This window comes from Rhizobium sp. 10PS4, assembly GCF_032464805.1.
Lineage (GTDB): Bacteria > Pseudomonadota > Alphaproteobacteria > Rhizobiales > Rhizobiaceae > Rhizobium > Rhizobium laguerreae.
On the sequence record NZ_JAWDIW010000002.1, the window covers coordinates 224,495 to 247,411 of the forward strand.

The 22,917-nt window shown below is 60.8% G+C and carries 19 protein-coding genes and 2 pseudogenes; 13 read left to right on the top strand and 8 right to left on the bottom strand.

Annotated elements, in window-relative coordinates; genetic code table 11:
• Positions 1-2 precede the first annotated feature (2 nt).
• The 3 genes and pseudogenes from recN (at position 3) to ligA (ending at position 4,573) form a co-directional block, all read left to right on the top strand.
• Complete coding sequence (recN, locus tag RWJ89_RS04015) at positions 3-1,676, top strand: DNA repair protein RecN (protein WP_316030603.1); 1,674 nt, start codon at positions 3-5, stop codon at positions 1,674-1,676.
• A 99-nt stretch (positions 1,677-1,775) separates the two neighbouring features.
• Positions 1,776-2,304: pseudogene (locus tag RWJ89_RS04020) on the top strand (DUF6886 family protein).
• Between the two features lie 112 nt (positions 2,305-2,416).
• The gene (ligA, locus tag RWJ89_RS04025; protein ID WP_316030604.1) at positions 2,417-4,573 is read left to right on the top strand and encodes an NAD-dependent DNA ligase LigA; all 2,157 of its coding nucleotides are present in this window, start codon (positions 2,417-2,419) and stop codon (positions 4,571-4,573) included.
• Between the two features lie 32 nt (positions 4,574-4,605).
• Here the strand turns inward: ligA and RWJ89_RS04030 are convergent, their stop codons facing one another.
• Positions 4,606-5,142: a GNAT family N-acetyltransferase gene (locus RWJ89_RS04030; RefSeq protein ID WP_077978782.1), complete on the bottom strand. Its 537-nt coding sequence runs from the start codon at positions 5,140-5,142 to the stop codon at positions 4,606-4,608.
• A 282-nt stretch (positions 5,143-5,424) separates the two neighbouring features.
• On the opposite strand from RWJ89_RS04030, the gene RWJ89_RS04035 reads away from it, so the two are divergent.
• Together RWJ89_RS04035 and RWJ89_RS04040 are read left to right on the top strand one after the other, a co-directional pair.
• Complete coding sequence (locus tag RWJ89_RS04035; RefSeq protein ID WP_316030605.1) at positions 5,425-6,015, top strand: 3'-5' exonuclease; 591 nt, start codon at positions 5,425-5,427, stop codon at positions 6,013-6,015.
• A 78-nt stretch (positions 6,016-6,093) separates the two neighbouring features.
• Positions 6,094-6,588 (top strand): CreA family protein, encoded by a 495-nt coding sequence (locus RWJ89_RS04040; RefSeq protein WP_316030606.1) that lies wholly within the window; start codon positions 6,094-6,096, stop codon positions 6,586-6,588.
• 274 nt (positions 6,589-6,862) lie between these two features.
• Here RWJ89_RS04040 and RWJ89_RS04045 read toward each other — a convergent pair whose 3' ends face one another.
• Positions 6,863-7,333: a chemotaxis protein CheW gene (locus RWJ89_RS04045; protein ID WP_003541378.1), complete on the bottom strand. Its 471-nt coding sequence runs from the start codon at positions 7,331-7,333 to the stop codon at positions 6,863-6,865.
• Between the two features lie 323 nt (positions 7,334-7,656).
• Here RWJ89_RS04045 and RWJ89_RS04050 point away from each other — a divergent pair, with 323 nt between their 5' ends.
• Positions 7,657-8,259, top strand: coding sequence for an SCO family protein (locus tag RWJ89_RS04050; protein WP_316030607.1), 603 nt, complete (start codon positions 7,657-7,659; stop codon positions 8,257-8,259).
• 68 nt (positions 8,260-8,327) lie between these two features.
• Positions 8,328-9,206: a 50S ribosomal protein L11 methyltransferase gene (locus RWJ89_RS04055; RefSeq protein ID WP_131666704.1), complete on the top strand. Its 879-nt coding sequence runs from the start codon at positions 8,328-8,330 to the stop codon at positions 9,204-9,206.
• A gap of 416 nt (positions 9,207-9,622) precedes the next feature.
• On the opposite strand, the gene RWJ89_RS04060 is transcribed toward RWJ89_RS04055, so the two are convergent.
• Positions 9,623-9,796 carry a hypothetical protein gene (locus RWJ89_RS04060; RefSeq protein ID WP_222060637.1) on the bottom strand — a complete coding sequence of 58 codons (174 nt, stop codon included), beginning with the start codon at positions 9,794-9,796 and terminating at the stop codon, positions 9,623-9,625.
• Between the two features lie 279 nt (positions 9,797-10,075).
• Here RWJ89_RS04060 and RWJ89_RS04065 point away from each other — a divergent pair, with 279 nt between their 5' ends.
• Positions 10,076-11,911 carry an aminopeptidase P family protein gene (locus RWJ89_RS04065; RefSeq protein WP_222060638.1) on the top strand — a complete coding sequence of 612 codons (1,836 nt, stop codon included), beginning with the start codon at positions 10,076-10,078 and terminating at the stop codon, positions 11,909-11,911.
• Positions 11,912-11,957: 46 nt separating this feature from the next.
• On the opposite strand, the gene RWJ89_RS04070 is transcribed toward RWJ89_RS04065, so the two are convergent.
• Positions 11,958-12,266, bottom strand: coding sequence for an AzlD family protein (locus tag RWJ89_RS04070; RefSeq protein ID WP_168321392.1), 309 nt, complete (start codon positions 12,264-12,266; stop codon positions 11,958-11,960).
• A 3-nt stretch (positions 12,267-12,269) separates the two neighbouring features.
• Positions 12,270-13,001 (bottom strand): AzlC family ABC transporter permease, encoded by a 732-nt coding sequence (locus RWJ89_RS04075; RefSeq protein WP_077978777.1) that lies wholly within the window; start codon positions 12,999-13,001, stop codon positions 12,270-12,272.
• Between the two features lie 132 nt (positions 13,002-13,133).
• Here RWJ89_RS04075 and RWJ89_RS04080 point away from each other — a divergent pair, with 132 nt between their 5' ends.
• Both RWJ89_RS04080 and RWJ89_RS04085 read left to right on the top strand, forming a co-directional pair.
• Complete coding sequence (locus tag RWJ89_RS04080) at positions 13,134-13,388, top strand: DUF2164 domain-containing protein (RefSeq protein ID WP_017961276.1); 255 nt, start codon at positions 13,134-13,136, stop codon at positions 13,386-13,388.
• Between the two features lie 85 nt (positions 13,389-13,473).
• The gene (locus RWJ89_RS04085; protein ID WP_131666708.1) at positions 13,474-15,066 is read left to right on the top strand and encodes a hypothetical protein; all 1,593 of its coding nucleotides are present in this window, start codon (positions 13,474-13,476) and stop codon (positions 15,064-15,066) included.
• 43 nt (positions 15,067-15,109) lie between these two features.
• On the opposite strand, the pseudogene RWJ89_RS04090 reads toward RWJ89_RS04085, so the two are convergent.
• A pseudogene (locus RWJ89_RS04090) lies at positions 15,110-15,760 on the bottom strand (dihydrofolate reductase family protein); the annotation flags it as partial.
• A 95-nt stretch (positions 15,761-15,855) separates the two neighbouring features.
• On the bottom strand, positions 15,856-16,482 hold the full coding sequence (gene pncA / locus RWJ89_RS04095) for a bifunctional nicotinamidase/pyrazinamidase (protein WP_026265348.1): 627 nt from the start codon (positions 16,480-16,482) through the stop codon (positions 15,856-15,858).
• A gap of 370 nt (positions 16,483-16,852) precedes the next feature.
• On the opposite strand from pncA, the gene RWJ89_RS04100 reads away from it, so the two are divergent.
• Positions 16,853-17,200: a hypothetical protein gene (locus RWJ89_RS04100; protein WP_131666710.1), complete on the top strand. Its 348-nt coding sequence runs from the start codon at positions 16,853-16,855 to the stop codon at positions 17,198-17,200.
• 127 nt (positions 17,201-17,327) lie between these two features.
• Here RWJ89_RS04100 and RWJ89_RS04105 read toward each other — a convergent pair whose 3' ends face one another.
• Positions 17,328-19,808, bottom strand: a complete 2,481-nt coding sequence (locus RWJ89_RS04105) for an ATP-dependent helicase (RefSeq protein ID WP_221942372.1) — start codon at positions 19,806-19,808, stop codon at positions 17,328-17,330.
• Positions 19,809-20,042: 234 nt separating this feature from the next.
• On the opposite strand from RWJ89_RS04105, the gene RWJ89_RS04110 reads away from it, so the two are divergent.
• Together RWJ89_RS04110 and RWJ89_RS04115 are read left to right on the top strand one after the other, a co-directional pair.
• Positions 20,043-20,519 (top strand): VOC family protein, encoded by a 477-nt coding sequence (locus RWJ89_RS04110; protein WP_168284095.1) that lies wholly within the window; start codon positions 20,043-20,045, stop codon positions 20,517-20,519.
• A gap of 445 nt (positions 20,520-20,964) precedes the next feature.
• Positions 20,965-22,908, top strand: coding sequence for a PrkA family serine protein kinase (locus RWJ89_RS04115; protein WP_020050804.1), 1,944 nt, complete (start codon positions 20,965-20,967; stop codon positions 22,906-22,908).
• Positions 22,909-22,917 lie beyond the last annotated feature (9 nt).

Below are 22,917 nucleotides of genomic sequence, written 5' to 3' on the forward strand. Positions count from 1 at the left end.
CAATGCTGATCCAGCTTTCGATCCGCGATATCGTCCTGATCGAGCGGCTGGATCTTGCCTTCGAGATAGGCCTCTCCGTGCTGACGGGCGAGACCGGGGCGGGCAAATCCATCCTGCTCGACAGCCTGTCGCTGGCGCTCGGTGGGCGCGGCGACGGCGACCTGGTGCGCCATGGCGAGGATAAGGGCCAGGTGACGGCGGTGTTCGACGTGGGCATGGAACACGGCGCCCGCACCCTCCTGCGTGAAAACGGCATCGATGACGAGGGCGATCTGATCTTCCGCCGCCAGCAATCGGCGGACGGGCGCACCAAGGCTTATGTCAACGACCAGCCGGTTAGCGTGCAGCTGATGCGCCAGGCCGGTCAGCTGCTGGTCGAAATCCACGGACAGCACGACGATCGCGCCCTTGTCGACACCAACGCTCACCGCACCCTGCTCGACGCCTTCGCGGGCCTCACCGACGAGGTTTCAGAGGTCGCCCGGCTCTATCGCCTGTGGCGCGACAGCGAGCGGACGCTGAAGAAGCACCGCGAGAAGGTGGAAAGTGCGGCGCGCGAAGCCGACTACCTGCGCTCTTCCGTCGAAGAACTCGAGAAGCTCTCGCCGCAGGACGGCGAGGAGGAAGAGCTCGCCGATAACAGGCAGAAGATGATGAAGGCCGAGCGAATCGCCGGCGATATCGCCGAGGCGTCCGAATTCCTGAACGGCAATGCCTCGCCGGTGCCCCATATCGCCTCGCTGGTGCGCCGGCTGGAGCGCAAGAGCCATGAGGCGCCGGGATTGCTCGAAGACACAGTGACGCTGCTCGATGCCGCGCTGGACCAGCTTTCCAACGCGCAGATGGAGGTTGAGGCGGCACTGCGCAAGACCGAATACGATCCCAGGGAGCTGGAGCGGGTGGAGGAACGGCTTTTCGCGCTCAGGGCCGCCTCGCGCAAATATTCCGTTCCCGTCACCGAACTGCCGGCGCTTGCCGTCCGTATGATCGCAGATCTTGCCGATCTCGACGCGGGCGAGGAGCGGCTTGCGCGGCTTGATGCCGAGGTCGGCCTGGCGCGGGAAAATTACGATGCGGCGGCGCGATCGCTGTCAGACAAGCGCCATCATGCCGGAACCGCACTGGCCGGGGCCGTCATGGCCGAGCTGCCGGCGCTGAAACTCGAACGCGCCCTTTTCATGGTCGAGATCACCACGGATGCGGGCGAGGCGCTGGCCGAAGGCATCGACGTCGTCGAGTTCCATGTCCAGACCAATCCCGGCACGCGACCGGGCTCGATCATGAAGGTCGCCTCGGGCGGCGAGCTGTCGCGTTTCCTGCTGGCGCTGAAAGTGGCGCTCGCCGATCGCGGATCGGCCCCGACGCTCGTCTTCGACGAAATCGATACCGGCGTCGGCGGTGCGGTGGCCGATGCGATCGGCCAGCGGCTGAAGCGGCTGTCGGAGCGGGTGCAGGTGCTGTCGGTCACGCATGCGCCGCAGGTCGCGGCGCGGGCGGCGACGCATCTCTTGATTTCCAAGGGACCGTCGGCCGACGGTTCGGAAAAGATCGCCACGCGCGTCGCGACGATGGCGCAGAAGGACCGCACCGAGGAGATCGCCCGTATGCTGGCTGGGGCTTCGGTCACCGAAGAGGCGAGGGCGGCGGCAAAGCGGCTGCTGGCCGGCAACGGCTGATTTTTCTTGCGATGCTCTTCCCGCCCGGGCCGGCGGGATGACAATCATCCTGCGGCGCGATATGGGCTGAAGCTTCCCGATCGGCGACGAGCTCATGCCATGCGGCTTTTCCATTTCAGCGACGATTCCGGTATTGCGGCGTTCGAGCCACGCCCGGTTCGCGTCCCGTCTGCCCGTGCGCCCGGCCGAGAATGGTTGAACGGTCCGCTCGTCTGGGCAATCGATGCCGATCATGATTTCATGTATCTCTTTCCGCGCGATTGCCCCCCGCATCCTGCTCTGGGCGACAGCCGATACGCCGGAGGCCGAACGGCGGCACTGGTTCGGCGACTGGCGGGCCGTCGCCTACGTCGAGCGCCATTGGCTGGAAAGGCTCGAAGCGGAGACGATCCACCGTTACGAGATGCCGGCCGGGGGCTTCGAAGATCTTCAGGATGCTGGCATGTGGGTGGCCCGCAGACGCGTCATTCCCCTGGAGAGGACCGCCATCTCGCGGCTCGACCAGGAGTTTGCGCCGCGCAGGGTGGAGCTTCGGGTAGTCGATAGCCTGCGGCCGTTGAAGAACCTTTGGAACACCAGACTGCATGTCAGCGGCATCCGGCTGCGCAATGCCAGGGATTGGGAATAGGCGGGGTAGACCGATCTTCCCGATGCAGGATATCCAGCCTCTCTTTTCATCCGGAAATTTTGCTCTAAAAACAATCCAGATTTTCTGGCCAGATTCTCTGGAGTGATGTTCCATGTCCACCGAAGGTTTCACCGTCGACACGTTGACGATCGAAGAGGCTGCCGCCGAGCTCGAGCGGCTGGCAAAGGAGATCGCGCATCATGATGCGCTCTATCACGGCAAGGACCAACCGGAGATTTCGGATGCCGATTACGACGCGCTGAAGCGCCGCAACGATGCGCTGGAAGTGCGGTTTCCCGAGCTGATCCGCGAGGACAGCCCGTCGCGGCATGTCGGTGCAGCGCCTTCCGTCACCTTCTCGCCTGTCGTCCATGCCCGGCCGATGCTGTCGCTCGACAACACTTTCTCGCAGGATGATGCGCAGGATTTCGTCGCCGGCGTCTATCGCTTCCTCGGCCGGCTGCCGGACCAGTCGATCGCCTTTACCGCCGAGCCGAAGATCGATGGCCTGTCGATGTCGATCCGTTACGAAAACGGCAGGCTCACGACGGCTGCGACGCGCGGCGACGGCACGACTGGGGAGAACGTCACCGCCAATATCCGCACCATCGCCGAAATCCCCAACGAGCTGCCGAAGGGCGTTCCTGCCGTCGTCGAGATCCGCGGTGAGGTCTATATGGCCAAGAGCGACTTCCTAACGCTGAATCTGCAAATGGAGGCGGAGGGCAAGCAGACCTATGTCAATCCGCGCAACACCGCGGCCGGGTCGCTGCGCCAGCTCGACGCTAAGGTGACGGCGAGCCGCAAGCTGAAATTCTTCGCCTATGCCTGGGGCGAGATGTCGGAAATGCCCGCCGACACGCAATTTGGGATGGTGCAGACTTTCAAGGATTGGGGTTTTCCGGTCAATCCGCTGATGAAACGGCTGAGCTCGGTCGCCGACATCCTGACGCATTATGACGAGATCGGCCTCAAACGTCCGGACCTCGACTACGACATCGACGGCGTCGTCTATAAGGTCGACAGTCTCGAGCTGCAGGCTCGTCTCGGTTTTCGCTCGCGTTCGCCGCGCTGGGCGACGGCGCACAAGTTTCCGGCGGAGCAGGCTTTCACGATCGTCGAGAATATCGACATCCAAGTCGGCCGCACCGGCGCCCTGACACCTGTCGCGCGGTTGACGCCGATCACCGTCGGCGGCGTGGTCGTCACCAATGCGACGCTGCACAACGCGGATTACATCCGGGGCATCGGCAATAGCGGCGAGCGCATCCGCGACGACGAGCACGATATCCGCATCGGCGATACCGTCATCGTCCAGCGCGCAGGTGATGTGATCCCGCAGGTGCTCGACGTCGTCATGGAGAAGCGGCCGGCCGAGGCTAGCCCCTATGAATTTCCGAAGACCTGCCCGGTCTGCGGTTCGCATGCCGTGCGTGAAAGACATGAGAAGACCGGCAAGCTTGATTCGGTTACCCGCTGCACCGGCGGCTTCATTTGCAGGGCGCAGGCGACGGAGCATCTGAAGCATTTCGTTTCGCGAAACGCCTTCGATATCGAAGGGCTCGGTTCGAAGCAGATCGATTTCTTCTTCGAAAACGAGGACGCGTCGCTGCAGATCCGCACCGCGCCGGATATCTTCACGCTGGAGAAGCGTCAGCAGCAATCGCTGACCAAGCTGGAGAATATTGACGGCTTCGGCAAGGTCAGCGTCGGCAAGCTCTATGCGGCGATCACCGAACGGCGCAGCATTGCGCTCCACCGCTTCATTTACGCGCTCGGCATCCGTCATGTCGGCGAGACCACGGCGAAGCTCTTGGCGCGCTCTTATGGCACCTATGCGGCCTTTGAAACCGCAATGCGAGAGGCCGAGGCGCTTTCCGGCGACGCCTGGAGCGATCTTAACGCCATCGAAGGTATTGGCGAGGTCGTGGCGCGGGCCATCGTCGAATTCTACAAGGAGCCGCGCAATGTCGAGGTGATCACCCGACTGCTTGAGGAGGTGACGCCCGAGGAGGCCGAACAACCGAAGACGGCAGGCAGCCCGGTTGCCGGTAAGACCGTGGTTTTCACCGGTTCGCTGGAAAAATTCACCCGCGACGAGGCAAAGGCGAGGGCGGAAAGTCTTGGCGCCAAGGTGGCGGGATCGGTCTCGAAGAAGACCGACATCGTCGTCGCCGGCCCCGGCGCCGGCTCCAAGCTCGACAAGGCGCGCGAACTCGGTGTGCAGACGATGGACGAGGACGAATGGCTGGCACTGATCAGCGGGTGAGGGGCTGACGGCAAGTCGGCAGCCCCGTTTTCTCATAGCCTGAGGCGCGCCATCGTATAGGCATCGACGTATTGACCGGCGCGATATCCGAAGGCCTTCAGCAGGCCTTCTTGCTCGAAGCCGAATTTCCGGTAGAGGCCGATGGCAACATCGTTGTCGGTGTAGACAGTCAGTTCCAGCCGCTTGATATCGAGCCAGTCGTCGGCAGCATCGACCATTGCTCCGAGCAGGATCCGTCCGAAGCCGCGGCCGATGAAATCGTCATGCACGCCCATGCCGATGCTGGCGACGTGCTGCCTGCGGCCGGAAAGACGGTTGAGGCCGCCATTGCCAACGATTTTGCCGTCCTGGGTGACGACGAGGTTGAGTGCGCCCGGCGACGGGTTTTCCATGTACTTGCGAACTTCCTCGACCCTCTGGTATGGCGGCCGCAAGGTGCCGGCCCGGTAGCCGGGCAGATTTATGAGATCGGTGATCTCCTCCGCATCGGACAGGCGAACGGCGCGCACGAGTACGCCATCCGGCAGGCGCGCTCGGCCGCGAGGTTCGTTCTCTTTGTTTTCGGACATTCATGCTCTCCGTTTGTTTCAGGAGGAGAGCCGGCTTTACGAAAACCCTGCTCGCCTCGGCAGGGTTTTCGGGATGATCGGATCGCTGCTAACGCACCATCGCTCCCGCGTACCCTTCAAGGGTCGTGGTGTGATGGATAAGTGCTGCCATGGTTACGGAACCGATCATGCCAACAAGTTTCGATATGCGGGTTAAAAAGTCAACCGGGCGTCGTGTCGAATTTGCGTGGCAGGAAGCGGGGCGGTATTCCTGTTCCCGAAGAAACGATTCGGACTGCGGCATTGAAAACCATCGCGATTGACTTCGAGACGGCGAACGAACAGCGCGGCAGCGCCTGTTCCGTTGGCCTTGCCTGGATCGAGGACGGCAGGGTGACGCGCGTCGAGGAGCGGCTGATCCGGCCGCGGGACATGCGCTTTTCCGGGATGAACATCGCGATCCACGGCATCCGTCCGGAGCATGTCGAGGACGCGCCCGAGTTTCCCGAGGTAATGGACGAGTTCGAGGAGGATTTTCGCGGCGCGACGATGATCGCGCACAATGCCGCCTTCGATTTCAGCGTCTGGCGGGCGAGCCTCGATCTCTACCGGCAATCCTATCCGGAGCTTACCTATCTCTGCAGCCTGAAGATGGCGCAGCGGATCTGGCCGCATTTCCTTTCGCACCGGCTGAACCTGATCGCCGAGCATCTCGGCCTGCGTTTCGTGCACCACAATGCCGCCGAAGATGCCGCCGTCTGCGCAGCGGCCGCAATCGAGATGGCAAGGGCGGTCAAGGCCCATGCCATCCACGCCATACCGGCATTGATCGGCATGAGACCCGGCCGGCTGACGGCGCGGGCATACGAGCCCTGCACCTGCCGAAAAGGCTGATCCCTTTCTGCAAACTTCGTTTTCTTGCAAAGCATGGGTGCATGCTTATCTAGAATGCGGATTATTCAGGGAGCCGCCATGTCCAGACTGCGCAATCTTCTCCTCGCCGCCTTCTCTTTCGCCGCCCTTTCTACAGGTGCTGCCTCGGCCGAAGTCGTCGGCAAGGTCGGGGTCGACTGGATCGGCAACGACATCATCGTCGAGGCGGTCTCCGACCCTGACGTCAAGGGCGTTACCTGCCACGTCACCTATTTCGACCGCAGCCTGATCGACCGGTTCAAGAACGGCAACTGGTTCGAGGATCCGTCCAACAATTCCATTGCCTGCCGGCAGACGGGGCCGATCGAGATCGGCAATGTCGACTTGTCCAAGGATGGCAGCGAGGTGTTCCGCCAGGGCATGTCGCTGATCTGGAAGACGTTGGTCGTCAACCGCATCTACGACAAGACGAACGACACGCTGATCTATCTCGCCCATTCGCGCGAACTGACCGACGGTTCGGCGAAGATGTCGATCTCGACCATTCCGCTCTATGGGCAGAGCGTTGTCTGGAAGAATGGGAAGCCGCAATAAGTCTGGGAGGTTCCGGGGTCTCTCGCGCTTGCGATGAAAGACCCCGCCCCAACCCCTCCCCACAAGGGGGAGGGGCTTAACTTGCCGCACCCGCTTTCCAGATTTTCGACGTTTCGGGAGGAGCGAGTCGGGGCCCGAGCTTAGTCCCTCCCCCTTGTGGGGAGGGGTTGGGGAGGGGTTTTCCTAAAAACTGATCCGATGCCGGCTTTATTCTCCACCCGAAACTAAAAAGGCCCGGACGAGCCGGGCCTTCGAAATCCAGATATGAGCAACCTCAAGCGGCCTGCGTCAGTTCGTCGGCAATGACGGTATCGAGGTTCAAGAAGCAGACCATGGTCTTTTCGAGAGCGACGATGCCGCGGCAGAAGGCGCGCTGGGCTTCCGGGATGATTTCCGGTGGCGGCTGCAGGTCTTCGCTCTTGATGGTCATCATGTCGGAAACCTGCTCGACCAGCAGACCGACCAGTTTGCCGGCGATGTCGGTGACGATGATCGCCGAGCGCTCAGATGGCTCGGTCATCTTCATGCCGAGGCGGCAGGCCATGTCGATGACGGGGATCACCGCACCGCGCAGGTTAATGAGACCCAAGACGTAGGGCGGGGTGTGCGGCATCGGCGTCACCGGCGCCCAGCCGCGAATTTCGCGGATAGCCATGATGTCGATACAGAATTCCTGATCGCCCAGATGGAACGAAACGATTTCAAGATAAGCGCCCGACTGCTTGATGGCGTTGTTGTTGTTCATGGTCAGAATTCTTCCCAGTTGTCCCCAGCGGGAGAGGCGATGCAGAACCGCTGTTAAATATAGATGTGACGGCTTAAGTCTTTCCTAACGATATGTATTTTCCGATTACCCGTCGCTCAAACGGCAAGCTATTCACAAACATGCCATTTTTGATCCGTGCCGATTCCTAAGGTCGGATTTCGTTGCCGTTGCAGTTTCTATCGGTGAGACAATTAATCACCGGTCAGAAACATATTCTTGAATTGCGCGCGTCCGATCGAGGCTATAATCACGCGGGGCAAGGGGCGGACCGTGCGTCTCCGCCCGGATCGAGGATCATGCCAATGAAGACATTCCGCATCGCCGTCTGGGTCGGTGTCCTGATACTTGCCGGGTTTCTTGGCGCGGTCACGCTCAACCTGACGAAGTCGAGGGACATGGTGGCAGAACCGCCCTTCGGCGTGCCCTTCACGCTGGTCTCCCAAAGCGGACAGCCGATCACCGAGGAGGCGCTGCGCGGCAAGCCGACGGCGCTGTTCTTCGGCTTTACCCATTGCCCGGAAGTCTGCCCGACGACGCTTTTCGAGCTGAACGGCTGGATGGAGAAGGTCGATCCGAAGGGCGATAAGCTGCAGGCCTATTTCGTGACCGTCGATCCGGAGCGCGACACGCCCGAGATCATGAACGAATACGTCTCCAATGTTTCCAAGCGCATCACCGGCATTTCAGGCGCGCCCGACAAGATCGCCGAGATGGTCAAGGGGTTCCGCGTCTACGCCAAGAAAGTGCCGGTCGACGAGAAGGATCCGAATGGCGACTATACGATGGATCACACCGCCTCGGTCTTCCTGCTCGATTCGGCCGGGCGGTTTTCCGGAACGATCGCCTATGGCGAAAACCCGGACACGGCGGTAAAGAAGCTGGAGAATCTCGTCAGCAAGGGGTGACAGCTTCAGCGTGATGGGGCGTTGGCTCGATCGGCGGCGGGCAACGGAAACGGGAAAGACCGCCTATCGTGAGTGAAATCCGCCTTTACGTGACGACGACCGAAGCCAAGGCCGAGGAGATCCTCGACCTTCTGAGCGCGGTCTTCGGTGAAGAAGACTTTGCCATCGGCACCACCGAGATCGATGAGAAGAAGGATATCTGGGAAGCCTCAATCTACATGATGGCCGAGGACGAGGCTGAGGTGCAATCCCGTGTCGAGGACGCATTGAAGGCCTCTTTCCCTGATGCCCGGCTGGAGCGGGAAGTCATCCCCGAGATCGACTGGGTGGTGAAATCGCTGGAGGGGCTGAAGCCTGTCCGGGCAGGGCGTTTCCTGGTGCATGGTTCGCATGACCGCGACAAGATCCGCCCCGGCGACATCGCCATCGAGATCGATGCCGGCCAGGCCTTCGGCACCGGCCATCACGGCACGACAGCCGGCTGCCTCGAGGTGATCGATAGCGTGGTGCGTTCGCGCTCGGTCCGCAACGCGCTCGATCTCGGCACCGGTAGCGGCGTACTGGCGATTGCGGTGCGCAAGCTCAGGAACATACCGGTGCTGGCGACCGACATCGATCCGATCGCGACGAAGGTGGCGGCCGAGAACGTGCGCCGCAACGGCATCGCCTCGGGCATCGTTACCAGGACCGCGCCGGGCTTTCATTCCACGGCCTTTTCCGAGCATGGCCCCTTCGATCTCATCATCGCCAACATTCTCGCCCGGCCGCTGATCCGCATGGCGCCGAAGCTTGCGACGCATCTTGCGCCTGGCGGATCGGTCATTCTCTCCGGCATCCTTGCCGGGCAGCGCTGGAAGGTGATTGCCGCCTATAGTGGCGCGAGGCTTCGCCACGTCAGAACCATCTGGCGCAACGGCTGGGTGACTATCCATCTCGATCGGCCCTGAGCTTTCAAGGTTGTGAGCAGGTGATTTCTCCTGCAACGCATGCCTTGTTTAAGGCAACGCGCCTCCTCCCCACCCTCATCCCTGTGCCCGTCACAGGGATCCAGCCACCGCGCGTCTGCGCGGTGAATGACTTCATACGAGCTTGAAGAGAGTTTCCCGCGCCCAAGGACTTGGGCGCACTGGATCCCTGTGACAAGCACAGGGATGAGGGCGGTGGCGGGTGCCGCACCGCCTTATCGAAACGGAACCGCTCTGTGAGCCTTGTTGAAGATAAGAAAAAGGCGGTGCCGATGGCACCGCCTTGGACCGGTCTATCCGGTCAATGCCCGCGAGCTCAAGGGGAGGAGCGCTCAAGCGGGCTCTACTGCATTCCAATAGGCCGGTCCGGGAGGGAGGAGACGGACTGGCTTTCAGGCTTAGAACGCGTAGCTGGGGGTGCCCTTGTGGCGCGTGGCCCGCTGGCCGGCGCCGAGCAGCTTGAGGCTGTCCTCGTTCTGCGGGCGGCGGGCCCCGATCACGTGACGCACGGTCTGGCGTTCGCCAGCCTGCACCGGGCTGCTATATGCGAAGCGCGAGAGAGAGGCGGTCATTTCAAGAATTCCTTTGTTTACAGGTTCATCGCGAACCGTTCGATGACGCCTATATAGCTATTCTGAAATGCGGAGGCAGAGGGTTTCGCTCATGGGAGCCATGCGGCCAACGCATAAAGCGTGCCAAATTAACTTTTGGCGTCACAGTTCTGTCAAAATGTTGAGCGGCCCCAGAGGTTTCGACTCGTTAGGTCGCTTTTTCTCCCCATCGGTTGAAATTTCGCTAACATGGCCGCTATCCCATTAACCGGATTCGTCTCAATCATTCGGGTTTCCAGCATGTTTCAGTCTTTCGAGGTTACCTCCACGCCGCAATTCGGCAGGGATCGCGTATCGGCGCTACGCGCCGGTTTCGATTCGCTCGGCATCGACGCCTTTCTTGTGCCGCGCGCCGACGAGTTCAACGGCGAATACGTCCCCGCATGTTCGGAGCGCTTGGCATGGCTGACGGGCTTTACCGGCTCGGCCGGCATTGCGCTCATCCTGCGTACGCAGGCGATCGTCTTTGTCGACGGGCGCTATGTGACGCAGCTTGCCGAACAGGTCGACGGTTCGGTCTTTTCGGGTGGCGATCTCGTCAACGAGCCGCCGCATGTCTGGCTCGCCGCAAACGGAGCCAAGGGCCTGCGGCTCGGCATCGACCCCTGGCTGCATGCAGGGGCCGAGGTGCGCCGTCTGGAAAGGGCGCTGTCGGAGATCGGCGGCACGCTGGTCTTCCTGCCGCACAATCCGCTCGACAGGCTTTGGGCTGACCGTCCGGCCGAGCCGCTTGGCGCGGCCAGCATCCAGAACGTCGCGCAGGCCGGCATGCTGGCGAGGGAAAAGATCGCGACGATTGCCGCCGATCTTTCGAAGAAGAACCTTGCGGCGGTGTTGATCGCCGATCCCTCTTCGGTCGCCTGGACCTTCAATATCCGCGGCGCCGACGTGCCGCACACGCCGCATCCGCTGGCGCGCGCCATCATCCATGCCGACGGCCGAGCCGAGATCTTCCTCGACAAGCGCAAGACCGGCATCGAGCCGGAGGCCTATCTCGCGCAGATCTGCACGCAGTTGCCGCCATCGGCGCTGGAAGAAAAGCTCGCCGTCGTTTCCAGAGATGGCGGCCGCGTGCTGATCGACCCTGATATCGCCGCCTATGCGCTGGCGGAGATCATCCGCAAGGCGGGCGGCGAAGTGGTGGAGGGCGCCGATCCCGCCAAGCTGCCGCGCGCGGTGAAGAACGACGTCGAGATCAACGGCTCGGCCGCCGCGCATCTGCAGGACGGGGCGGCGATGGTGGAATTCCTTTATTGGCTGTCGCAGACGAAGCCCGGCACGGTGAGCGAGATCGCTGCTGCCGAGCATCTCGAAGCGGCGCGCGCCCGCGTCGGCCAGAGCATGCAGAACCCGCTGAAGGACATTTCCTTCGACACGATTTCGGGCGCCGGCGAACATGCGGCGATCATGCATTACCGCGTGACGACCGAGACCAACCGGATAATCGAGGCCGGCGAACTCTTCCTGATCGATTCCGGCGCGCAATATATCAACGGCACGACCGATATCACCCGCACCGTCGGCATCGGCGCAGTCTCGGAGGAGCATCGGCGCTTCTTCACGCTGGTGCTGAAGGGGATGATCGGGATCAGCACGGCGCGTTTCCCAAAGGGCACGCGCGGCTGCGACCTCGATCCGCTGGCGCGTATCGCGCTGTGGCGGGCCGGCGCCGATTTCGCCCATGGCACAGGCCACGGCGTCGGCTCCTATCTCTCGGTTCATGAGGGGCCGCAGCGCATCTCCCGGCTGTCGACGCAGGAACTGCTGCCCGGCATGATCCTTTCGAACGAGCCTGGCTACTACCGGCCCGGCAGCTTCGGCATCCGCATCGAGAACCTGATCTATGTGCGCGGCGCCGAAGAGATCGAGGGCGGCGATGCGCCGATGCTCGGATTCGAGACGCTGACTTTCTGCCCGATCGACCGCAGCCTCGTCATTCCCGAGCTTCTGACTCATGACGAACTGCACTGGTTCAACGACTATCATCGCCGCACATGCGAGGCGCTGATGCCACTCATCCACGATCACGATGTCAGGGCCTGGCTCGAAAACGCCACGCTGCCGCTGGAATATTGAGAAAACGGGATGCCTTGAATTTCTGCGCCGGCTGTCGGGCCGGTGCTCAGGCGCCGATCGTGTGGCGCCAGGTCATCACGACGATCCAGGCGGCGACCAGCATCCATGTATGGGTGAAGCGCAGGCCGATGAAGAGGGCGGTGATCAGCGCCAGCTTCGATTCCCATCCGCCGATGAAGAAGGCGGGTGCGACCAGCGTCGTCAGCACGGCGGCCGGCACGGCATTCAGCGCCGCCTCCATGCGCGGGGGAATGCTCTTCATTCGGGTGATGAGGATATACCCGCCGATGCGGGTGGCGAAGGTGGCGGCGGCTGCAGCGAGGATGACGAGCGCCATGTGAAGATCAAATTCCATGGCTTAGACCTCGTGCACTTCGGATTTAAGGGCGTCGGCTTCGAGATCAGCCTCTTGCGGCGGCAAAGGCAGCACGGCGGCGAGTAGGATGCCAACGGCAGCACCGAGGCTGACATGCCAGGGCGAGCCGACATAGCGGTAGGCGAGTACGGAAGCCACCGCGCTGACGAGCGCCACGGGCAGGAAATTGTCTCGCTTGCGGAAGCCGAGGACGATGCCGAGGAAGTAGGCCGGCAGCAGGATGTCGAGGCCGATGGCCTTAGGATCGCCAATGAAGCCGCCGAGCATGCCGCCGGCGACGCTGATCAGCACCCATGGGATGTAGATGATGATGGCGAAGCCGAAATACCAGGCGAAGGTGAGTTGTCGGCCGGCCTCGCCGCGCTTTACCGCTTCGGCGAATTGCGGATCGACGAGCAGGAAGAAGGTGAAGAATTTCTGCACCGGCGTGAAATGGCCGATGTAGCGCGCCAGCGCCGCCGAATAGAGCACGTGGCGGAAATTGACGGCGAGGATCGACAGCACGATCAGCCAGGCGTGGACATTGTGGCCGAAGAGTTCGATGCCGACCATCTGGCTGGCGCCGGCATAGACCGTGGCACTCATGAAGGCGGCTTCGGAGAGCGACATGCCGTTTTCGACCGCGAGCGCTCCGAACAGGGCGCCAAAGGGCGCCGATGCCAGCGCGACGGCGGAGCCGCCCCGCAAACCTTCAACAAAGTCGGCGCGATTCATGGGATCTTTCCTGTTGGAATTCAGGTTTTCCCTTATGGTCTACTGCTTGCAACGGCAATTGAATTTCATTGATTGACCAATCGATTTCGCTGAACCATCAAACTCCCGATCGCATTCGGTAAAGAGGCAACCATGAAGAAGATCGAATTTTCGAAGGAAGAAAAGGCTGAGATCGTTTCGCGCATCCGCGCTTATTTCGACCGGGAGCTGGATCCCATCGGCGCTTTGCCGGCTGAATTCCTGCTTGACTTCTTCGTCGAGGAGATCGGCCCGTACGTCTACAATCGAGGGCTGAGAGATGCGCAGGCAGCCCTGTTGAAGCGAATGGAAGACATGGCCGAAGATATCCATCTGCTTGAGAGGGAGGAAAAAATTCTAGCGCCTTAGAATCAAACCAGAGCCTTCACTTAACGCCAAATTATTTCTGCACCGATATGGTCGTGACGCTTTCGTTCACCGGGTTGCGTGTTATTTGGCCGTGATTGTCTCTGTTATCGATGAACCTCGATCCGCCAAGCTCGGCAAAGCGTTGATCTTCACGGTCTGGCTTACGCTGGCGTCTGCGCTTTGCTGGTCCGAAACGGTCTGGCGTGACGAGGTTCGTGCTTTGTCACTCGCCCTCCAGGGGGATAATTTCATCGATATGCTTCGCCGGATGCATGGCGAGGGTCATCCTGCTCTTTGGTATATTCTGCTGCGCGCCGCCTATGTCGTGGTCGGCTCGCCTGTCGTCCTGAAGGTCGTCGCCCTGACGGTTGCGGCCGCGGCGGCCTATCTTCTGGTTTTCAGGCTGAAACTGCCGCTTTCCATCATGCTGCTGTCGTTGTTCAGCAGCTTTTCGATTTTCGAATATGCCGCGATGTCGCGAAATTACGGCATCAGCATGCTGGTGATTTTTCTTATCGTCCTGAATTGGGAGAGAGGAGCACGCAACGGCATATTGCTCGGCCTGTTGTTTGCCTTGCTTGCAAATACCAATGTCCATTCGGTCGTGCTCGTCGGCGGCTTCCTTGCCTATTGGTTTTTCGATTTGCTTCTGGCGCGACCAAGGCCTCCTCTGACGGAATATCGGGCCTTTGCGACAGCCGCTGCCATTGCCGCGGTTGGAGTTGTTCTATGTTTCGTAACGGTCTATCCGACCTTCAATGATACGGGGCAGAACGATCTCAGCGGCAAGAATTTCGCTTTGTTTGCCCTTGGTGCGCTTGCCGTGCCCAGTTCCCATTTTATGGAATTCTATCCCAACCGCGTCCTTGAACTGGTCGTGGCATATCCGTTGGCCTCCCATATTTTCGCAGCGTTGATGTCCGTGCTCATCTACGCCAGCCTGTTGGCACTGGCGAACCGGCGGCCGGCGATGATCGCAGCCGGACTGGTTCTCTTGGGGCTTTCGCTGCTTTTTACGCTTGTCTATCCGGGCGGATACAGACATCAGGTGCTCTGGCTGGTTTTCATGATCGCGATCACCGCCTTGACCAGACATACTCAGCGCGAGGGGGCGGGCGCTGCCAGCATCGAGGCTGCTGGCGGGATCGTAAGGTTCGGGCGTCTGTGCTTCCTGATATTGCTGGCGCTACAGGTCGTGTCCGGTATCGAAAAGATCAATCAGGCCTTCATAGCCGAAATACCCCTGAGCCGAAGTAAGGATTTCGGCGCGTTCATGCAATCGCGCCCTGATCTCAAGGACGCGGTCATCATAGCGGATCCCGACTATCTCGTGGAAGCCTTGCCCTATTACGTCTCCAATCGCACCTATCTCCTGCGGGAGGAGCGGTTCGGCGCCATTGTGCGATATACCCGCAACGCGCGGCTTTCGCTCAGCCTTGCCGATATCCTCCAATCAGCACGCCGATTGCAGCAGAGTGAGGGGGTGCCTGTCATCATTCTTCTCTCGCAGCGGCTCGATCGGATCACTGCTCCCGTCTCCTTGCGTGAAAGCTACGTATGGCGGCTGTCTCTGACGCCAGAGGAGATTTCGGCTTTCCAAAGCGCGACAGAGCTCGTCAAAAGCTTCGGTGCGGTTGCCGGAAGCGATGAGACCTACGACGCCTATGTCTTGAAATAAGAAGCCAGACAACTGCCTGCCTAACTTCCGCTCTTTCGCTCGCCCGCGCTTTCTCAGCCCTCGCGCTCGCCTGCGAGGGCTCGGCCATCGCGAAGCTGCCGGTGTCGACTTTGCCGGCGCGCTCGTAGACGCTCATGATGACGCCTGTCGTCGATACCGAGCTGGCGGTGAGCTTCAGCGCCGCCGGCTTGGTGCCCTTGCCGAACAGGCGCTTGCCGGGGCCAAGGATGAGCGGGAAGGTCAGGAGCCGGAGTTCGTCGATCAGGTCGTGCACCAGCAGGGTTTGCAGCAGGCCGCTGCTGCCCTGCGTCAGGAGGTCCGGACCGTCCTCCTGCTTCAAGCGGGCGATTTCGGCGGCGGCATCGCCGCGCAGCGCAACAGAATTTTCCCAGGTGAGCGGCTCGGCGGAAGTGGTTGCGACATATTTGGTCGTGGAATTGAAGGCTCTTCCGATGGGATCGTCTTTGCCGACGAAGGGCCAGTGCGCTGCGAAGATCTCGTAGGTCTTGCGGCCGAGCAACAGCGCGAAGGGGTCGGTAAAAATCCGGTCCATGAAACCGCCCATCGGCTCGTCCCAGTAATTGACGGTCCAGCCGCCAAGGGTGAAGCCGCCGGTCGGATCCTCCTGCGGCGTGCCCGGCGCCTGCATAACGCCATCCAAGCTCACGAAGGCTGCGGTAACAAGCTTTCTCATCTCTCAACTCCCATGATTGGTGCGTTCAGAGCCAAGGACGGATGGGCGGGTGCCGATCCGACATCCGCCACACTGTCTTTTGTCGCTGGTCTCAATCAGCCGGCCAGGACCTTGGCGCTGTCGATGATCGCGATGCCATGTGTCCGCATTTCTTCGATGGCGGCGGCGACGCCTTCGGGCGTGATGCCGCGGCTTGCATCCTCGATGAAGCGCACGCGAACGTCAGGCATCATCTCCAGCGCATCGAGCGCGGAGAACTTGACGCAATAATCGGTCGCCAGCCCGCAGACGTCGAGGTCGGTGACGCCCTGATCCTCGAGGAAATCGGAAAGGCCGGTCGAGGCATCGCGGTCATTGTCGCGGAAGGCCGAATAGCTGTCGATAGCAGGATCCTCGCCCTTCTGCTGGATCAGGTCGATCTCTTCGGATTTGAGCTCGGGGTGCAGTTCGGCATCGAGCGTACCCTGAATGCAGTGATCGGGCCACATCATCTGCGGCTTGCCCGACAGTTCTCCCATCTCGAAGGGGGCGGCACCGGGATGGGCGGAGGCGAAGCTGCCGTGGCCCGGCGGATGCCAGTCCTGCGAAGCGACGATCAGATCGTATTTGCCGCTGTCGATCAGTCTGTTTGCGACGGGAACAACCTTGTCGCCCTCCGGCACCGGCAGATTGCCGCCCGGACAGAAGCCGTTCTGAATATCGACGAGCAGCAGCGCTTTCATCAAGGCCAATCCCTTCGCTCTATTGCAGTGCAAGACGCCAAGCGCACTGAATGGATCAACTAGTGGATTTCCAGGCGCGGACGCGCAAGTGTTAATTCTGGCACTAGCGGTCGTAAGTCGTCGAAACAGAATGCTCTAATACGATCATTGCGAGAGTTGACGGGGCGATCGGTGTCTGAGCGCGATTAAATCCATGCCGGTGTTGGCCCGAAATGCCGTAACGCAGTGCGGAAGAGCTATGGGCGGAGTGCCCGGGTTTGCGCGGCTACGGCATTTCGTCTGCTTTCCGCGAGAGGCGACGTCAACCGACCTTGCTCCGGGTCATGATTTCTGCCTTTCTTACCCTTGGAAGCAAGCCGGAAGCGAAACCATGTCAGAGCCGGATCCCGACGAAAAGATCGATGCGACGTTTCGCAACGGGTCGCTGACGGCGGCTGGAATCATCCTTGGCTTCTCGCTCAATTTCATCAGTGTCTGGGTTTCTAATCCCAATGACTGGAGCCGCATCGATATTCTGCCGATGCTGTTCCTGACCGTGGGCATCGCCGTCCAGGTGAAGGTCTTTGCCGATTTGCTGGCGCGGAACTCCCTCGTCGCCACCAATTATGATCGGTCGCGCCGGCTCTTTCTGATCGGGTTGGGAATCGTCGCCGCGGGCATGGGCATCGCCCTCGTCAACGATATTCTCGGGCTTGGAAGGATGCGGATGCTCGGGTGAGCGTTTTCGCGTCGTGCTGACTTGGATCGGTTCAGCTTTTCATGGGAGCGCAGAACCGCTCCAATCTTTTATTTTACGCAATTCCGGACGGAAAACCGCTTCGCACTTTTCCTGGAATTGCTCTGAGTCACACGCGATCGACGAATCCGTCCAGCACCCGTTTCTGTCCGGCCCGGTCGAACTCGATCGTCAGCTTGTTGCCCTCGATGCCAGTGATGTTGCCGTTGCCGAATTTCAGGTGGAATACGCGATCGCCGAGGGTGAATCTCGATGGTTCCGACGAGGTCGATTTCGCCACCAACTCGCCTTCGATGGTACGCCCCTTCGGGCCGCTTTCGCCGTAGCCGATGCGTTCGACGGCGTGGCCGGAGCGGGTGCCCCAATTATCGCGCGTAGCGTCGGTCTTGTTGGCCTGGGCGCGTTTCCAGCCAGGAGTGGAATACGAGTTGGCGAAGGGTTCGGCCTTGTCGAAGCGGGACTGGCCGTAGCCGCCGCGGCCATACCCGCCGTAGCTCTGCTCCATTGCGGCGACCTCGACATGGGTTTCCGGCAGTTCGTCGAGGAAGCGCGAGGGGAGGGTCGACTGCCAGAGGCCATGGATGCGGCGGTTGGAGACGAACCAGACGTGGCAGCGGTGCTTGGCGCGGGTGATGCCGACATAGGCGAGGCGGCGTTCCTCCTCCAGGCCGGCGCGGCCGCTCTCATCCAGCGAGCGCTGGTGCGGGAAGAGGCCTTCCTCCCAGCCCGGCAGGAAGACGGTGTCGAATTCCAGGCCCTTGGCCGAGTGCAGCGTCATGATCGAGACGGCGTCGAGGTTCTCGTTGGTCTCAGCATCCATCACCAGGGAGACGTGTTCGAGGAAGCCGCGCATCGACTCGAAGCTTTCCATCGAGCGGATCAGTTCCTTGAGGTTTTCGAGGCGGCCGGGGGCTTCAGCGCTCTTGTCGTTCTTCCACATGTCGGTATAGCCGGACTCTTCGAGGATCTGCTCGGCAAGTTCGGTATGCGGCGTGTTTTCAAGCAGTTCCTGCCATCGGCGGAAAGATTGAATCACGTCGAAGAGCGCTTTTCGCGCCTTCGGCTTCAGCTCGTCGGTCTCGATGATGTCGGCGGCTGCCGCAAGCATCGGGATATCGCGGGCACGCGCATAGTCGTGCAGCGCGCGCACCGTCGTATCGCCGAGGCCGCGCTTCGGGGTGTTGACGATGCGCTCGAAGGCGAGGTCATCGGCGGCCTGAGCAACCAGGCGGAAATAGGCCATGGCATCGCGGATCTCGAGGCGCTCGTAGAAGCGCGGGCCGCCGATGACGCGATAGTTGAGGCCGAGAGTGACGAAGCGGTCTTCGAATTCGCGCATCTGGAAGGAGGCGCGCACGAGGATCGCCATGTCGTTCAAGAGATGCTTGCCGCGCTGGAGCTGCTCGATCTCCTCGCCGATGGCGCGCGCCTCCTCTTCCGAATCCCAGGAAGCGTGCACCTGCACCTTGACGTCGTCCGGATCGGAGCGGTCGGTGAACAGCGTCTTGCCGAGGCGGCCCTCATTATGGGCGATCAGATGGGCGGCGGCCCCGAGGATATGTTCGGTCGAGCGGTAGTTGCGCTCGAGCTTGATCACCTTGGCGCCGGGGAAATCCTTTTCGAAGCGCAGGATATTGTCGACCTCCGCGCCGCGCCAGCCATAGATCGACTGGTCGTCGTCGCCGACGCAGCAGACGTTCTGCGGCTCGCCCTTGGGGCGCTGAGCGAGAAGCCTGAGCCACATGTACTGGGCGGTGTTGGTATCCTGGTACTCGTCGACGAGGATATAGCGGAAGCGGCCGTGATATTCCTTCAAGAGATCCGGGTTCTTGCGGAAGATCGCGATCGGATGCATCAGCAGGTCGCCGAAGTCGCAGGCGTTCAGCGTCGTCAGCCGCGCCTGATACGCAAAATAGAGATCGCGGCCGCGGCCATTGGCAAAGGCGCGGGCGTCGCCCTCGGGGATATCGGCGGGGCCGAGGCCTTTGTTCTTCCAGGTGTCGATCATGCCGGCGAACTGCTTGGCCGGCCAGCGCTTGTCGTCGAGGCCTTCGGCCTGGATGATCTGCTTGATCAAGCGGATGACGTCGTCGGTATCGAGAATGGTGAAATCGGAGCGCAGGCCGACAAGCTCGCCGTGGCGGCGCAGAAGTTTGACGCCGATCGAATGGAAGGTGCCGAGCCAGGGCATGCCTTCGACGGCGCCGCCGACGAGCAGCGCGATGCGCTCCTTCATCTCGCGGGCGGCCTTGTTGGTGAAGGTGACGGCGAGGATCTGCGAGGGAAAGGCGTGACCGGTGTTGAGGATATGGGCAATGCGGGTCGTCAGTACGCGGGTCTTGCCGGTGCCGGCGCCAGCGAGCACGAGGACGGGGCCTTCCAGCGTTTCGACAGCTTCGGTCTGTTCGGGGTTCAGCCCGGCGAGGTAATCCGGCCGCTTGCCGCCGTCGCGTGCTGCCATGGCGCGCGCCGCGATGCCGCCACCGGCGACGGGCGCCCTTTCGGCGGGGGCGGCAGGCGGCTGTGGCTTGCGCGCCATCTCGCCCGGCTCTTCGTCGAAGAAGGGCATATCGTCGAAACTATTGCTCATGGCGCGTAATGTAGTGATTCGGGAAGGAAAGACCAGAAAAGATGTTCTGCTTTCATTCCCGACCCACCCGCTATCCCAAGCAGTTGGCTCTCAGCGACAGCGCCCGCCGGCGCGACGGCGGCGACACGACGGAAATATTGCAGCCACAGCATGTCGGAACCCGCGCCCGCTGCGCGTCCTTGGAGCATCGGACGGGAGTCCGGATCAACATCCGTCAACCAAGGAGATCGTTTCATGCCGAAGGTCGTTTCAAATCTCTGGTTCGCCGAGGAAGCGCGCGAAGCCGTCGAATTCTATGTGTCTGTTATCCCGGATTCCCGGATCGGCCGCACCACCATATTGCCGGCCGAAACACCGAGCGGGCCTCCCGGCAGCGTCGAACTGATCGAGTTTACGCTTGCCGACCAGGCCTTCCTGGCCATGAAGGCCGGCCCGCTCGATAGTTTCAACCATTCCTTCTCGATCGCGATTCTCGTGGAAAGCCAGGCCGAGATCGATCGGATATGGGAGGCATTCCTCGCCAATGGCGGCACGCCGGAGGCGTGCGGCTGGCTGAAGGACCGCTGGGGCCTCTCCTGGCAGATCGTGCCGCGCGTGCTCTCCGAGATGGTCGCCGACAGCGACCGTGAGCGCGCGAGGCGGGTGACCGAAGTGATGCTCGGCATGGTCAAGATCGACGTCGCTGCGCTCGATGATGCGTTCAACGGCTGAAGGCCTGCGGAGACATGATCGCAATATCCGGCGCATGATCGTCATGCGCCCATTCTCTAAGAATATTCTGTTTCTAAGAATATCCCGAACTTTCCAGCGTCATATGGCCCGTCGCAAATCGATATTCGCCGATCGAACGGGCCCGCCGCCTGCCGATCGCTGATTTTCGGGATCTCGAATCACGGGCGGTATTGCACACCTTTTTCATCTTTCTGTCACGTCGTGAAATGTGCTGATACCGCGATGGCGTCTTTCTGAACTATACTCACCAACAGTTTCGTACAGTAATTAAAGAACCGGTGGATGCACAATTTCGTGCATTGCTAGAAACGGCCGGTGAGCGTGGAATAACCGACGAAACTATTGATTCTCAGGAACGTCATGGCCATCTCGATGGTTATAGGGACACCTGAAGCCTGTGGCATTAACCTTGAATGGAGGGCCCATGCTGAGCGAATCCGTATTTGATGCGTTCACCCGCAGCTATGATGCGCGTCGCGAGACCGATATGTCGATCTCGGAGTATCTCGATCTTTGCAAAAAGGAACCGCTTGCCTATGCCAATGCGACCGAGCGGCTGCTCGCCGCGATAGGCGAAGCGCAGATGGTCGACACCGCCAGGGACACCCGCCTCGGCCGGATCTTCATGAACCGGACCATCCGGATCTATCCGGCCTTTGTCGGCTTCCACGGCATGGAAGAGACAATCGAACGCATCGTTTCCTTCTTCCGGCACGCGGCGCAGGGGCTTGAGGAGCGCAAGCAGATCCTCTATCTGCTCGGCCCGGTCGGCGGCGGCAAGTCATCGCTGGCGGAGCGGCTGAAGCTGCTGATGGAGGTTCATCCGATCTACGTGCTGAAGGCCGGTGACGAGATCAGCCCCGTTTTCGAAAGTCCGCTCAACCTCTTCGACCCGGACACGATGGGATCGCTCCTGCAGGAGCAATACGGCATTCCCCTGCGGCGCCTGAGCGGACTGATGAGCCCGTGGTGCCTGAAGCGGCTCGACGACTTCGGAGGCGATATTTCCCGCTTCCGCGTCGTCAGAGTACAGCCTTCGCGGTTGCGCCAGATCGCCATCGCCAAGACCGAGCCTGGGGACGAGAACAATCAGGATATCTCGTCCTTGGTCGGCAAGGTCGATATCCGAAAGCTGGAGACCTATTCCCAGAACGATCCGGATGCCTACAGCTATTCGGGCGGCCTCAACCGCGCCAATCAGGGCGTGCTCGAATTCGTCGAGATGTTCAAGGCGCCGATCAAGATGCTGCATCCGCTGCTGACGGCGACGCAGGAGGGGAACTATATCGGCTCCGAGAATATCGGCGCCATACCCTTCTCCGGCATCGTCCTTGCGCATTCGAACGAGGCGGAATGGCAGACCTTCAAGGCCAACAAGAACAACGAAGCGTTCATCGACCGTATTTGCGTGATCAAGGTGCCCTATTGCCTGCGCGTGACGGAAGAGCAGAAGATCTACGAGAAGCTGATCGAGGGATCGGAACTCGCCGATGCGCCATGCGCCCCGGCAACGCTCGAAATGCTGGCCCGCTTCTCCGTGCTTTCACGCCTGCGCAAGCATGAGAATTCGACATACTTCTCGAAGATGCGCACCTATGACGGCGAAAGCCTGAAGGAGACGGATCCGCGTGCCCGCAGTGTCCAGGAATATCGGGATGCCGCCGGCATCGACGAGGGCATGGACGGCATATCGACCCGCTTCGCCTTCAAGGTGCTCGCTTCCACTTTCAATCACGACACCACGGATATCGGCGCCGATCCCGTTCATCTGATGTATGTGCTGGAGCAGTCGATCCGGCGCGAGCAGTTTTCCGACGATGTCGAGAAGCGATATCTGGAATTCATCAAGGCCGATCTTGCGCCGCGTTACGCAGAGTTCATTGGAAATGAAATCCAGAAGGCCTATCTTGAATCCTATGCGGATTACGGACAGAATCTGTTCGACCGCTACGTGGACTATGCCGATGCCTGGATCGAAGACGTGGACTTCAAGGATCCCGATACCGGCCAGCTTCTCGACCGCGAGCTCCTCAACCAGGAACTGACGAAAATCGAAAAGCCGGCGGGAATCGCCAATCCGAAGGATTTCCGCAACGAAATCGTCAAGTTCTGCTTGAGATCGCGGGCAGCCAACGGCGGAAAGAATCCGTCATGGACGAGTTACGAGAAAATCCGGGAAGTCATCGAAAAGCGAATGTTCTCGCAGGTCGAAGATCTTTTGCCGGTTATTTCCTTCGGATCGAAGAAGGATTCCGAAACGGAAAAGAAGCACAGCGAATTCGTCTCGCGCATGGCCGCGCGGGGTTACACGGAGAGGCAGGTTCGGCGCCTCGTCGAATGGTACATGCGCGTCAAACAGGCAAGTTAATGTGGAGCC